The organism is Mesorhizobium sp. M1A.F.Ca.ET.072.01.1.1, assembly GCF_004023325.1.
Lineage (GTDB): Bacteria > Pseudomonadota > Alphaproteobacteria > Rhizobiales > Rhizobiaceae > Mesorhizobium.
The window spans coordinates 1-13,810 of record NZ_RZSF01000174.1 but is presented as its reverse complement, the minus strand read 5'-3'; the positions used below and the strand labels follow the sequence as shown (position 1 = coordinate 13,810).

Here is a 13,810-nt window from a genome sequence, read left to right as displayed (position 1 = left end):
TTGGACGTAAATGCGGTTCGCGGAAACGCAGGTCTGGCCGGCATTGCGGAACTTCGCCTGGACCGCACCGTCAACAGCACCGTCAATGTCGGCATCATCGAAGATGATGAAAGGTGCATTGCCGCCGGTTTCAAGGCTGACCTTCTTGATCTGGTCAGAGCACTGACGCATCAGCAGCCGTCCGACCTCGTTCGAACCGGTAAAGCTGATCTTTGGAATTGGTGCAGAGTTCACGGCCCACGCGATCACCTTCGGACGCATAGATCAGGTTGACCACGCCATCGGGAAAGCCGGCCTGATGGCGAGAGCAAACATTGCACCTAGCCACGCCACGATAAGATCGAGCGCGGCTTCGTTGCGTGCGGGTCTGTGGTCAGTGGAGGGCGGAGGAAAAGCGCTCGGCGTGCTCGCCCTCGCGATACCACTGGTTCGCGCCGGCAAGCGCCAGTTTCTGAGGCAAATCGCCGAACAGCTGGTAGAGCCTTACTCTCAGGGCTTGGCATCTATGTCGCCTACGACCGCCACATGCAGCCCGTCGCGTGCGAAAGCGGCTTTGTGGAAGGCGCTTAGATCGGAGGGCGTTACGCTAGTCAGCCTCCCTTGGGCGGTCTCGAATACGGATGCGTGCGTAGATTCCGCGCCGCCAGGCCAGCTCGGCGATCGCATGAGGTTCGCGCTCATTGGCAATGATTTCGGAGAGAAGCTGGGCGCGTATGCGGTCGAAAAGTGCTGGTGTAGCCGGATGCGGGTCCCGCCGCCGAGAATGTCGGCCAGCAGTCGAGCGCCGCGGCCCCGCACCAGGGACCGCCCATGAATGACTCATGCGAGGCGTCTCAAGGCTGTCCGCGATCCAGCGCCAGATCTCCGCCTCGCCCGAGACGCGCAGAGCTGGCCGGTTGTGCAGGAGCCGTCGGCAATATCCGCCTTCCTCGTTCGGATGGGTAACGCTTGCGATACGGAGTCTTGACTTTGGCAGTCGCTCTGTGACATTACCTATATAAAGTTCGAAAGAAGGCGATATGGATCATGCATAGGTCACAGAGACCCGAATGAAGGCAACGTATAAACGCACCTATTCGCGCTACGCGATGGAAGCGCTTGGCCTTTTCGGTAAGACCATCCGGCTTGGCCGGATGCAGCACCGGTTAACCGCACAGGAGTTAGCCGAGAGAATCGGTGTTTCACGCAGCACCCTGCAGCGCATCGAGAAGGGCGATCCCAAAGTCGAAATCGGACTGATGTTCGAAGCTGCTGCCATTGTCGGTGTGAAGCTGTTCGATGCCGACGGCAATGGCATCACAGCCCTCACAGGCCGCATGGACGATCGCATCGCGCTGCTGCCGAAGCACGTCTACAAGGCCGGCAAGCAGATCGTCGATGAGTTCTAAGGTCCCCAAGTACGACGAAGCCTATGTCTGGGTCTGGCTGCCGGGCGAGACCGCGCCGGTTGTCGCCGGGCGGCTATATGCCCATGACGGACTCGTCAGCTTCAACTATGGCAGGAGCTTTCGTGAACTGGGAAGCGCGATCCCGCTTTATCTCCCGGAACTGCCCCTGAAGGCAGGCGAATTGCCTTTGCTTCCTGGCCTAACCATGCCGGGATGCATCCGCGATGCTGCCCCTGATGCCTGGGGACGACGGGTTATCCTAAACCGCAAATTCGGTGTGAAGGGCGATGAAATCGCGCGGCTCGATATTTCAGAACTGACGTTCTTGCTGGAATCAGGCTCGGACCGCATCGGCGCGCTCGATTTTCAGTTTTCGCCAATGCATTACGAGCCGCGCGCACTGGCCAATGCCACTCTCGAAGAGCTTGTCCAATCGGCGGAGCGGGTAGAGAAAGGTATTCCGCTCACCCCCGAATTAGATCAGGCGCTGCATCACGGCAGCTCGATCGGCGGCGCAAGGCCAAAGGCGCTGATCGAGGGTGACGCCGTCAAGCATGTCGCGAAATTTTCCTCGTCTGCCGACCTTTACAGCGTCGTCAAAGGAGAATTCATAGCCATGCGGCTTGCCGCCTTGTGCGGCATCAGAGCGGCATCCGTCTCGCTCGTTCGCGCCGCAGGCAACGACGTGTTGCTCGTCGAGCGATTCGACCGGATCAAGGTCACGGGCGGCTGGCAACGCAAATCCATGGTCTCAGCGCTGACGATGCTCGCGCTCGATGAGATGATGGCGCGTTACGCCAGCTACCAGGATTTGGCGGAGATCATTCGCCACCGATTCACCGCGCCGTCGGAAACTCTGCGCGAGTTGTTCAGCCGCATTGTCTTCAACATACTTTGCGGCAACACCGACGATCATGCCCGCAACCATGCGGCATTCTGGGACGGCGCTAAGCTCACCCTCACGCCTGCGTACGATATTTGTCCGCAGGCCCGCAGTGGCCAGGAGGCCAGCCAGGCCATGCTCATCAGCGGCAATAACCGCATGAGCCGGATAGCGTCCTGCCTTGAAGCGGCGCATCACTTCCTGCTCAGCGCGCCGGAAGCTCTTGCGATTGTTGAAGGCCAGCTCCGATGCATTGCGGAGAATTGGCCGCGTGTCAGCGAGGAAGCTACGCTATCCGGCACAGATCGCAATCTGTTCTGGGGCCGACAGTTCCTCAATCCCTACGCTTTTACGGCGCTGGAAGGAAGCGCCGACGTTCTCCGCGCTCTGGCTGACGAACTACGCAACAGTGTTCACGCCTGATCCGGCGCTGGATTTCGGACAAGCTCGGCAAGCGCAAGACGCCCACAATATCGACAACCCTTGCCGTGCCAGGACGAAGATTGAACAAACGGCTCTTCAACAGTGACAACGTGCACTGCGGAGAGATGTGGAGCTGACACCGCAAAAGCCCAAGACGCGCGACTTCCCGCGATACAACTCCACATAACTGAGCGTCTACAAGCGGTGCAGCCAGCCAAACATCCAGCCATCAAAGCGATGATCGTCTGATCTTTTGCCGATGACATCACGTCGGGGAAGCCTTGTTCGAGCGCTTGCCGCTTCATATCGATACCGGCCTGGGCGTAGCGCATCGTTAGTTCAGCCCGAGTGGCCTGGCCATCGACTGATGGTGGCGATGTCAACACCCGCCTTGACGAGGTGGATGGCCGTCGTGTCCCGCAAAGGGCGATGATGGATGCTTTTTTCCGCCATGGTGGTTCCTTCGCCCGCAGCCATGTGTGCGCAGCAAGTATGGAACACCGAACCGGGTGAGCAGTGTGGGGCGGTCGTTGCTTTGCTCGGCGGGACAGGGCGATACCAGACGAAGGTCACAATCGAAGATTCAGGATCCCTGAACTCGTGCATCCGTATTGAACATCAGCGAAAACAGAGCGTAATCCCGCTGTCCAGAAGGCGTGCGGCGGACGATACGCGCCAGGACGCTCTTGATTTCCGGGCTCATCGAGATATTCGACAGGTGCCACCCACGCGCCCTCTTGAAGGGAAGTGTCACCACCAGTTGCAGCGTATCCTAATATTCGGGGTGCTCCGAAATCAGGAACCGCGCAAAGGCATCCATCGCCGCCAGCCTTGCATTGCGGGTCGCAACTGCCACGCTCGACCTCAAGTGATGTGAGAAAGCTGCCCATCCTGTCGGTATTGATGTCGGAGACCGCTTCTTTCAAGAATATCTTCCCGCTCTCCCGCGGCATGAGCCCGTGGCATGCTTCGGCCCAATGCTGTGGATTGATGTTTCTTCATGCCACAACCTCGCTGACGAGACCGCCGAAAGCCCCTTCAAAGCGGTCGGTGGCGATCTCTCGCAGCTTTGGAAGGTAGTGCATTGATTTTTCGTGGAATGGGGACCCTGTTTAAAGGGTGATTTTCGTCCAAACGGGACCCTTTAACGATGGGGTCATCAAGATGCCTCCGGCTTGATCGGAGGCATTTGTGTTTTGGATGTTGGTTTTAGAGACGATTGCAAAGATACGTCGGCTGTCGCTGGTCCAGGGGAAGTCGATCAAGGCGATCTGCCGTGAGCTGAAGATCTCGCGCAAGGTGGTGCGCAAGGTCCTGCGTTCTGAGCAGACGGAGTTCCGCTACGAGCGCAAGCACCAGCCCTATCCCCGCATGGGAGCTCGGCGTGAGACGCGGGACCGGCTGCTGTCGGCGAATGCGGCCAAGCCGCAGCGGGAGCGGCTGCCGGTCGCTTCGACGGCTTCCACTGCATTCCCCCGTCGGTGTCGAAGACCTGCACGGTGCGCTTCGACAACAACAAATACTCGGTGCTGTCGAGTGCCGTCGGTCGGCCCGTCGAGATCCATGCTTATGTCGATCGGATCGCATCCGCCAGAGGATGGCGTGGTCGTGGGAGAACACGTTCGCTCCTTTGGCCGCAACGAGGTCGTCTACGATCCCTGGCACACGGCGCGCGCCGTTCCTTAGCTGGGTCGTGCGGTCGGCAATGGAGAAGGTGCGGCGCAGCTCAAGGCGGTTGATGACGTCGACCGGCAGATGGTGTTGATCCTCACCTGGGTGCTGACCGACGGATTGAGCGCGGTCGAGGCCGCCTGTCAGGAAGCCATCGAGCACGGTGCATCGTCGGCGCCGGTGATCCTCAACATCCTGGCCCGCAGCCGCGATCCGGCGCCGGGCACGATCCTTTCCATTCCCCAAGCGCTGAAGCTAGCTCACGAGTGTCGCCGACTGCACCCGCTATGACAGTCTCAGGAGGACAAACAGCCATGGAACGCACCGAGGTACTGGAACTGATGGGAGCGCTGAAGCTCTACGGAATGCGCAGAGCCTATGACGAGATCATGGGCGCGTCGCCATCAAGCGACGGCACGAGCCGCCCAGGATTGTCGGTGATCTCTTGCAGGCCGAGATATCGGAGAAGCAGGCCCGCTCCATCAAATACCAGTTCGCTGTCGCCAAGTTGCCGCTGGCCAAGGACATCGACGACTTCGACTTCGCCGACACGCCGGTCACCCCCTGATGCGCGATCTCGCCCGGCCGCGCCTTCGTCGCCGATCAGCGCAACATCGTCCTGGTCGGCCGCCTTCACGGGTCACCCAACTCGCGCGGAAGGTCGACCGCATTGCGACGGGCGCGTGTCGACTTCCCAACAATGTCAGACAGGAGACGCAACGCTATCGGAGCGATCGCATTGCCCGAAACGATTTTCCCAGTTGGCACGACAATTGCGGTCCTATGCGCAAAAGCAAACTAGACCTGAGAGCCGCACCGCATGAATGTAGCCTCCCAATATCTGCCGCTTGTGGCGCATCACGAAGCCGGGCACGCGGTGGCCGCCATCGTTTTGCACCGTCAGACGTTCGACGACGACCGTGAACTCCCTGCTTTCTCAAGTGTTAGTATTTACCCCGACGCCGGTGACGGAGAGTGCGGTGGTGTTGTCGAAGGCGCGGGTTTTTATTCAGCGCAAGGATTCACCTCGAAGCGAAAGCCGATTTTCGAGGACGATATGGATCGATGTTTGGAACGCGATGATGCGATCCGGGAGATAGTTGCGTGTCTGGCAGGTCCTTTTGCAGACTCCGCATTCGAAGGCTATCTGGACCCGCGCGATATGGCGATGAATGCGTCCGATGGGAATGAGGGGAGCTGCGACTACGCGGATGCCAAGCGAATCTATGGTGAGTTGCGGTTCCTGATGCCGCGCCGCCCCGATTGGGGGCGGATCGAAGATTGCACGGCCCGGCTAGTACTCGATCACTGGTCGGCCATCGAAGCATTGGCCGCGCATTTGCTGGTCAAGCATGATCTCCAATTCGATGAGGCTCTGACGATTGTTGCGCCGCATCTTCCGCCCATGCCAGCAGCTACGCCGCCAGAGCGTCATCCGCAGCCTGCTTGATCAGCCATTCGATGTGATTTGACCACATCTGCAACACCTCGCGCTTCTCCTTGACGTTGCTATAGAGATCGTAGATTTCGCCAATGTCTCCGGTGCGGGCTCACAGCCCGTCCATATAGCCGCCAGTCTGCTGCCTTCGAGTGGCCCATGTTGGCCGCGGCCAGGAAGTGGCGACGATTGAAAGGACAAAATCAGTTGCCGAAACTCATCGCAGGTGACGGTCTGGTGGCAATTTGGGCACATCTTGTGTCTCGTCGCCAGTAAACACGGATGCCCGGCAGGAGCTGAGCTCGCTGCCGGCGGAAATCGTAGAGCGCCAGCGACGCATTCTGATCTTTCGTCAGGCAGTCGACCGCCTTGGCATACGCCTCGGCCTCCATCTCGATCGACCTGAACCGGTATCTTGTGCGCCATCCGGACGATCTGGGAAAGCTTGGCCGGGCCGGCGCCTTCCCAGGCGCACGGGAAGCGCGACGACCCATGTGGACCTTGGATTTCACTCCGCACTTACGCTGCTTTGGCCTTGTCAGCAGCCTGAGCATAAAGCGTGCTCAGCTTTCAGGCCGAGCACTCATCCATTGTTGACAGCACCTGTCGTCATTCAGGATCGCCCCATTCTCGCAGGCCGCTTGCAGCTTTCAGGCTGTTGTCAGCCAGGGCCGCCATAAAGGGTCTCGTTAAACAATTCAGGAGGCCGTTCCAATGAACAATCAGTTTGCGAGACTTTTTCGAGGACCAGGTATGCAGGCTTGTTTCAGGACAAAGAACTTTCTGGCGGCAACCACCGCGATGACGACGGTATTCCTGCCGGCTGTGTCTCTCGGGGTGGGTCTGGTAGCATTTCCAACTGGAGAAGCGTTGGCCGACGACCCGATTTCGATCCCGCTGGAGTATGTCGGGGAAGGCCATGACCGCCTGGGCATCTGGGCCAAGATCAACAATGGCAACGCGCAGCGATACGTATTCGACACGGGCTCGGACCAGCTCAACACGCAGATCGGGTCAGAGGTGACCGGGGTCCGCCCGATTGCCGACACGCCTTACGTATATACGTACGGGGACGGAACGTATGGTAATAAGCTTCAGAACGTGGAAATTGATAAATTTACATATGTCGATCCAGATCAAAAGATAACAATCGACGGGCCGTCTGTAAGCGATAAGAAATACCGGGCTGCTCGCATTCTCGATTTTGTCTATACCCATGCGTATTGCAAGGACAACAATCTTAAGTGCACGCCGGGATCCGTGACGGATGGACTTAAAGATATGTATGGTCAGGATCTCCAAGAACCTTATCACGCCGATAAGGAGCAGCGGGCGAAAATGACCGCTGGCAAGATGGCAGACGAAGGCGGCGATTTCGCAGGTACATTCGGGGCCGGCGATTTTCTTGGCAAGACAAGTGTCTGGGGCATGATGGGCAGTGTCACCAGGTCTGGCTACGTGGTCTCCGCCAATGTGAATCCGGATTCCGAGAGCGACCAAACGCCTGGCTGTTCCCCCTGCACGATTGTCAACCTCAATCCAAGCCTCCGGGCCCAATATACTAATGCCATGCCATGGGGAGAACCCGAGGAAAAAGATCAGGATTCTTATCAGAATTTTCCTGGCTCTGGCGCCAATGCCTCGACCGAATACGAAGGCAGCTACAATCTGCAGTACACGGTTAAGGATGGAGCCCCACCAATCACCGACCCCAACAAGACCGCGGTATTGCTCGACACCGGCACACCGGGCGGTGGCAGTCTGGAGATCAGTGATGCGATGCTGAAGCAATTTCAGGATGCGGGCGTCAAACTTAAAAATGTTCGGAGAAATGAGCAACGCGAGATCGTAAGCGCATCGGGCAACATCCCGAGCGTTACAATCGCAGGAACGGATGGCGATCCGGTAAGGCTGGACAATATCGACTTCACCTACACCAGCGGCACGACGGAACAACCCAATGACCAGACCAGTTTTGTTGCCGGTCTTGACTTCTTCAAAAACAGATCGGTCATTTTCGATCTGGAGAAGAAGTATACCGCTTATACGTCACATTTCGTCACTGCCAGCAACTTCTCTACCGATTCATCCGCACCCGAAGGGACCGGTCTGAGCAGGATCACGACGAGCATGGGGAATGAGGGCGGGTTCGGCATAGCGGGTGTCGTCTCCGGCTCCGGATCGCTGACGCTTGATACAAAGACGGTGGTCCGGATGACGAATGTCAACACCTACACCGGCGAGACGAATATTGCTCAGGATGCCTATCTCTCGCTTGCGGGGCTCGGCAACATCCAACGGTCAGCGAAAGTCGTTGCAGACGGCACGTTCGATATCTCCGAACATGGAAATGGCAGCGACTATTGGGGAATCTCCGACGCCTACAACGATGCCCGTATTCGTAGCCTGAGTGGCAGCGGAACGGTCGAACTGGGCAAGCGTACCCTGGTGCTAACGGATTCGAACGACACGTTCGCCGGCAGCATCAACGACCTCGACGTTGATAACAATAATATGGGCGGCAAACTATTCGTTGCCGGTGGCGTGCAAACGCTGAGCGGAAAGAACAATTTTTCCGGCATGACGACGGTCGGTTCCGGCGCGGGATTGCTGCTTGCCGATACAGGTGTGCTTTCCCATGATGCGACCACGTCCGGCTTTCTCGGGAATGACGGGCAGATCGGGGGCACGGCTATCGCAAACAGCGGCGGTGTCGTCGCAGGCGGCGGCACCTACGGTGCGGTCACCATTTCCGAGGGCGGCACGGTCGCTCCTGGCAGTGCGACCGATCCGAGCAGGATCGTCACCACACTGACTGTCACGGGCGATTTCGCGCAGCAGTCCGGATCGATCTATCAGGTCGACCTCGCAAGGTCGTCCGATCTCATCGATGTTGGCGGAGCAGCGGCGATCGACAGCGGCGCGCAGATCGAGCTGCTGCGGCAGGGAACGCTATCGGTCGATGCCCGATATACTCTGCTCTCCGCAGCAGGCGGCGTAAGCGGCACCTATGGCGGGCTGACGGGGGCTCTGGCGACAGACGCGACGCCCTTCGTCGATTTCCAGCTCGTCTACGATGCCAACAATGTCTATCTCGATATCAGCCGCACATCGACGGCGTTTGCCGATGTAGCCAGCACCTTCAATCAACGCTCGGTCGCCGCAGCGGCTCAGGCGCTTGGAAGCGGTAATCCGATCCAGGACAACATCCTGTTCCTGACGGCGCCGGAAGCCCGCAACGCTTTCGATATGCTATCAGGCGAGGTTCATGCTTCCATTCATAGCGGCCTCATCGAGGACAGTCATTCTGTACGCGATGCCGCGAGCGAACGGATCCGTGCGGCGTTCGACGGCGTCGGTGCCTCCAGCGTTCCGGTGATGACTTATGGGCTGGGTGGTCTGGAACTGGCCCCGGCAACGAGTGAGAATTTCGCCGTATGGGGCCGTGGCTTCGGCGCCTGGGGTCATCTCGACAGCGACGGCAATGCCGCCGGTCTCGATCACTCGACAGGCGGCTTTCTGGCTGGCGGTGACGCGGCTGTCGGCGAAAGCTGGCGGCTCGGCCTCATCAGCGGCTACAGCCATACCTCCTTGGAGGCGGACGATCGCGCGTCGTCGGGCTCGAGCGAGAATTACCATCTCGGTCTTTTTGCCGGCACGCAGAACGGCAATCTCGGTTTTCGTTCCGGCCTTGCCTATACCTGGCACAGCATCGAGACCGGCAGGTCCGTGGTCTTTCCAGGCTTCGCCGACAGCCTTTCGGCCGATTACGACGCCGGCACGTTCCAGGCCTTTGGCGAGCTCGGCTACCGTATCAATACGGCTTCGGCTTCCTTCGAGCCCTACGCTAATCTCGCTTATGTGAATTTTGACGCCGATGGCTTCACCGAGAATGGCGGCGCAGCCGCCTTGTCGAGCGGGGATCGCTCGAGCGACACGGCGTTTACCACGCTAGGTCTGCGTGCGTCGACGGTACTGACCCTCGGCACCGTGACTGCTACCGCGCGCGGCGGTCTTGGCTGGCGCCACGCCTTCGGCGACGTCAGGCCGGATACCGCTCTTGCCTTTGCTGGCGGTTCCTCCTTCGCCATCAAGGGCGTGCCGATCGCAAAGAACGCAGCTCTGCTCGAAGCTGGGCTTGACGTAAACATCACCGAGAACGCGACGTTCGGCATCGCCTATCAGGGACAGATCGCCTCGGATGCCCAGACACACGGGTTCAGCGCCAAGCTCGGCGTCCGTTTCTAAATCACCCGCAAAAGAGATTGGTTATGAAGTCAGTGAGTGCATTTTCTTTTACCGTCGTTCTCGGCTCAGCGACGGTGATGTCTGTGTCCGCCGCGCGAACGGACGATGCCTGCTACAACAAGGCACAAAGCCTATGATGACGCAATGTTCAATCGACGACCTGAAGCCAGTCGATGGCGAGCTTGACAAGCTCTACAAGGAGATGGAGACCCGGCTCAAAGAGTCCCGGCGCATGTCCAGGAACTGGTCGAGACCGCGAGGGGCTACAACGCCACCTCGGAGAACACGCGCGACGCCTACCCCAAGGATTGGCGGCATTTTTCCTCCTGGTGCCGGCGCGCTGGCTTCGATCCCCTGCCTCCGGGCTCGAAGGTGATCAGGCTCAATATCAGCGCCTGTGCCTCGGGCACCGCCGCCGGCGATCCGAAGCGTGGCGCCCCTGCCCTTTAGTTTGCGACCATCGAGCGGCGGCTTTCCGGCCTCGCCTGGAACTTTACCCAGCGCGGCCGGCCGTTGGACCGCGCGGAGCGGCATATCTATAAGGTTCTTGCCGGCATTCGCCGCAAGCACGCAAAGCCACCGCGGCAGAAAGAGGCGGTCCTGGCGACGATCTGCTGGCGATGATCGCCACGCTCGGCCACGACCTCAGGGCCTGCGCGACCGCGCTATTTTGCTCCTGGGCTGTGGCGGCGGCCTGCGGCGCTCCGAGATCGTCGGTCTCGACGTCATGCGCGACGACAACAGCGATGGCGCCAGCTGGATCGAGATTTTTGACGGCAAGGGCTGCTGGTCACCCTGCGCGGCAAGACCGGCTGGCGCGAGGTCGAGGTCGGCCGCGGCTCCAGCGACCACACCTACCCCGTAGTCGCGCTCGAGAGCTGGATCCGCTTTGGCCGCATCGCACGTGGACCCCTGTTCCGCCGCATCTTGTCGATCAGGTCGATATAATACGAAAAAGCCGCCGCCATTCGGGACGGGCGTCGGCTATCATGTCCAGCCATTATGCGGCGAGCGGATAGCTTTCGCCGGACCAGGCAGAGAACTTGGCGGCAAAAGCCTTCATCTCGTCGACCGCGAATGTGGTGCGCGGTTGCGAACTCGACTTGCTGGGCGAGAGGGACCTCGCCGAGAAAGGCGCTGACATGAGCGGGATGCTGCTTGGCCAAATCGAGATCCGCAAAGCAATCGGCCAGCGCCGCGTCGTCCAGCTGTACGCTGCAGGGCGCGTTCACGTCGTCAAGACGGATGCCAAATGCTTGCTCATAATGGCCGCAAGGTAATCGTTTCGGGTCGGAGACACAAGTTGCCGCCTCCTTCGCCGTAGAGTGGCCCGATACAATCACGATCGATATTGCCACCTCTTATCGATAGTGATCGCATAGTTCCCTGATTCGACTCTCAACCGCTCATATCAAGCGATTACTTCCATGTATCTGCTGCGCTAGCCCGTCCTGGCCTTGGAGTGTCGCTCCTCACCTCCTCCACCACTCACCAGCCCGATGGGAGTATCGCCCGCCAGCAGCTTCTCCTTGCTGAGCAGCGCGGCAACCTCAATCGCCTCGAAATCGGGCAAATCCCGCAGTGTGTCGAGGCCGAAGTGCAACAGGAAGGTCTTGGTCGTGACGTAGGTGTAAGGCGTGCCAAATTCAGCGGGCAGGCAGACGTTGACCCACAACAATCAAGGGGACGGTGCAGGCCAAGATTGCGGCAGGGCTTGGGCCCCCCACCCTTCTCCTCAGAACTCCGCTGCTTCCAGCTGGCGGCTGAAACTCACAGGCGCAGCCAGCTTGGTCTCTAACAGCATCGATCGCATCATGGTGTCTGCCATGAATCCGTGTGCGTGAAGCGCTCCAGAGCGAAGATGTTGGGCGTCAACCAGGTTCACTCCAATGAGCTTCACTTCTCGAGTTCTGCACAGTGTCCACGACTGGCGCCGGAGGTTGATCCGGTGATTAGGAGGAGCACTCGTTGTCGGATTCTCGACGATGTCGGACATGTGACACAACGCTTCCAGAGCGATCGCATTGTTCCGAAACGATTTTCCCAGTTGGCACGAAGGTTGCGGCCCTATGCGCAAAAGCACTGCGATGCCGCACCGACTGGAAGAACTCATCAATGATCACGCTTTTCGAACATGTGGGCGCCGCTACCGACACTGAGCGTTCCCGAGCCGACGGAAGCCTCTATCCCTTCTTTCTGAAGGCTGTCCGGACATGAACGCATTTGATGTCCGTCCAACGCTTGATGCTCCCGACGACGATCCCTATGTCTGGCTTGAAGATGTAGAGGGCGAGCGGGCACTTGCCTGGGCCGCCGGCCAATCGGCAAGGACTCTGAAGCACTTCGGTGGAACGCAGTTCGAGCGCGACCGCGCGGCTCTGACAGCCATTTTCGACAATCGCGACAATCTTCCCCTGATCGCGCGCCGTAGTCAGTACCTCTACAATTACTGGCGAGATGACGGTAATCCACGCGGACTGTGGCGCCGGACCACCCTTGCCGCCTACATGAAGGCGGATCCCCAATGGGAGCTACTGCTCGATCTGGATGCTCTCGCGGCTAGCGACGGAGAGGACTGGATCTGGGACGGCGCGTCCATCGAGCCGGAGAGACGGGAAAGAGCCGTTCTGCGCCTGTCGCGCGGCGGCAGCGACGCGGTCGTGCATCGCGAATTCGACCTGATTTCTCTGAGCTTTGTCGCCGACGGCTTCAACCTCCCCGAGGCCAAAGGCTACGTTAATTGGCTGGACCCTGACACGCTTCTGCTTTCCAGTGCGCTTGGTAATGGCATGGCCACCCGCTCCGGCTATGCGCGCACAGTTCGACTGTGGAAGCGTGACGCGGATCCCCTCACCACGCCGGCAATCTTCGAGGCCGGGTTCGAAAGCTTCCAAGTGTCTGGTCATTCGGACCGCACCGGCCGCAGCGAGCGCCTTTGGTTCATCGAGCAGCCGGCCTTCTTCGAGAAGATCAGCTGGATCGGCGATAGGAGCGGGCCGAGGAGGCAGATCGATCTTCCTCGCGACGCGTCGTGGCGGGTCTTCGGCGACTGGCTGGCGGTAAGGCCGCGCAAGCCCTGGACGGTGGGAGGCACCACCCATCCCGCCGACGCGCTGATCGTCATCTCGCTTTCCACTTTCCTCGCCGGCGGACGCCTTTTTGAGACCCTGTTTCAACCAGGGGAAAGGCGCTCCATGCAGTCATTCTTCTGGAATGACGGGAAGCTCATTATCTCTTACCTCGTCAATCTCGCACCGCGTTTCGAGATGTTCACTCCCGGCCACCAGGAATGGACGCGCCGAGTCCTGAACACCCTGCCCGCCGAAGGTACTGTCGACGTCTGGTCATTCGATGCGGCAGTTCACGAGACCAATGGAGAGGTCCTGATCTGTGCTCAGGATCCGATCACGCCGCCGCAGCTCTTGCTGTTCGATCTGAATGCCGCGCCGTCTCTCAGCGCTTCAGCAATCCTGAAGCGCAGCCCGGAGAATTTCGATGCATCCGGACTGGTGGTCACGCGCCACGAGGCAGTCTCTATCGATCATGAGCTGATCCCCTATACGCAGGTTGGTCCGGCGAACGGGAACGGAGATGCTCCGATTCACCTTTCCGCTTATGGCGGGTTCGGCGTATCATTCCTGCCCTACTACAACTCCCCGCTGGGCAAGCTGTGGCTCGAGCGCGGCGGCACGTGTGTCGAGGCGAACATCCGCGGCGGCGGCGAGTTCGGCACCCGCTGGCACGAAGCCGGGCGCAGGG

8 protein-coding genes and 5 pseudogenes are annotated in these 13,810 nt (G+C 59.5%); 9 read left to right on the top strand and 4 right to left on the bottom strand.

Features of this window, described 5'->3' with window-relative positions:
- Positions 1-438, bottom strand: a pseudogene (locus tag EOA32_RS22160) (aldehyde dehydrogenase family protein); the annotation flags it as partial.
- A 650-nt stretch (positions 439-1,088) separates the two neighbouring features.
- Between EOA32_RS22160 and EOA32_RS22150 the strand changes: the two are divergent.
- Positions 1,089-1,388, top strand: a complete 300-nt coding sequence (locus EOA32_RS22150) for a helix-turn-helix transcriptional regulator (protein ID WP_210326673.1) — start codon at positions 1,089-1,091, stop codon at positions 1,386-1,388.
- Positions 1,378-2,694, top strand: a complete 1,317-nt coding sequence (locus EOA32_RS22145) for a HipA domain-containing protein (protein WP_063169281.1) — start codon at positions 1,378-1,380, stop codon at positions 2,692-2,694. Before EOA32_RS22150 ends, EOA32_RS22145 begins: the two co-directional genes overlap by 11 nt.
- 569 nt (positions 2,695-3,263) lie before the next feature.
- Here the strand turns inward: EOA32_RS22145 and EOA32_RS22140 are convergent.
- The gene (locus tag EOA32_RS22140; RefSeq protein WP_126080678.1) at positions 3,264-3,620 is read right to left on the bottom strand and encodes a hypothetical protein; all 357 of its coding nucleotides are present in this window, start codon (positions 3,618-3,620) and stop codon (positions 3,264-3,266) included.
- A gap of 516 nt (positions 3,621-4,136) precedes the next feature.
- Here EOA32_RS22140 and EOA32_RS40025 point away from each other — a divergent pair.
- The 6 genes and pseudogenes from EOA32_RS40025 to EOA32_RS38750 form a co-directional block, all read left to right on the top strand.
- Positions 4,137-4,669, top strand: a pseudogene (locus EOA32_RS40025) (IS21 family transposase); the annotation flags it as partial.
- 10 nt (positions 4,670-4,679) lie between these two features.
- Positions 4,680-4,993 (top strand): annotated as a pseudogene (locus EOA32_RS40020) (ATP-binding protein); the annotation flags it as partial.
- Between the two features lie 192 nt (positions 4,994-5,185).
- Positions 5,186-5,815 carry a hypothetical protein gene (locus EOA32_RS22125; RefSeq protein ID WP_126080679.1) on the top strand — a complete coding sequence of 210 codons (630 nt, stop codon included), beginning with the start codon at positions 5,186-5,188 and terminating at the stop codon, positions 5,813-5,815.
- Between the two features lie 702 nt (positions 5,816-6,517).
- Positions 6,518-10,051 carry an autotransporter domain-containing protein gene (locus EOA32_RS22120; protein ID WP_082826570.1) on the top strand — a complete coding sequence of 1,178 codons (3,534 nt, stop codon included), beginning with the start codon at positions 6,518-6,520 and terminating at the stop codon, positions 10,049-10,051.
- A 243-nt stretch (positions 10,052-10,294) separates the two neighbouring features.
- Positions 10,295-10,978: pseudogene (locus tag EOA32_RS40015) on the top strand (integrase); the annotation flags it as partial.
- A 116-nt stretch (positions 10,979-11,094) separates the two neighbouring features.
- Positions 11,095-11,331, top strand: a complete 237-nt coding sequence (locus EOA32_RS38750) for a hypothetical protein (RefSeq protein ID WP_063169293.1) — start codon at positions 11,095-11,097, stop codon at positions 11,329-11,331.
- 161 nt (positions 11,332-11,492) lie between these two features.
- Here EOA32_RS38750 and EOA32_RS22105 read toward each other — a convergent pair.
- A pseudogene (locus tag EOA32_RS22105) lies at positions 11,493-11,693 on the bottom strand (SMC-Scp complex subunit ScpB); the annotation flags it as partial.
- A gap of 93 nt (positions 11,694-11,786) precedes the next feature.
- Entirely contained in the window at positions 11,787-12,047 is a 261-nt protein-coding gene (locus EOA32_RS22100) for a hypothetical protein (RefSeq protein WP_095769041.1), read from the bottom strand.
- Positions 12,048-12,264: 217 nt separating this feature from the next.
- Between EOA32_RS22100 and EOA32_RS22095 the strand changes: the two genes are divergently transcribed.
- On the top strand, positions 12,265-13,810 hold a 1,546-nt coding region (locus EOA32_RS22095), incomplete at its 3' end, for a prolyl oligopeptidase family protein (RefSeq protein WP_145971334.1).

What these genes read in the sequence shown, in the direction of transcription:
- EOA32_RS22150 (WP_210326673.1), top strand. Translation starts at nt 1,089, where the DNA reads ATGGAAGCGCTTGGCCTTTTCGGTAAGACCATCCGGCTTGGCCGGATG.
- EOA32_RS22145 (WP_063169281.1), top strand. Translation starts at nt 1,378, where the DNA reads ATGAGTTCTAAGGTCCCCAAGTACGACGAAGCCTATGTCTGGGTCTGG.
- EOA32_RS22125 (WP_126080679.1), top strand. Translation starts at nt 5,186, where the DNA reads ATGAATGTAGCCTCCCAATATCTGCCGCTTGTGGCGCATCACGAAGCC.
- EOA32_RS22120 (WP_082826570.1), top strand. Translation starts at nt 6,518, where the DNA reads ATGAACAATCAGTTTGCGAGACTTTTTCGAGGACCAGGTATGCAGGCT.
- EOA32_RS22100 (WP_095769041.1), bottom strand. Translation starts at nt 12,047, where the DNA reads ATGTCCGACATCGTCGAGAATCCGACAACGAGTGCTCCTCCTAATCAC.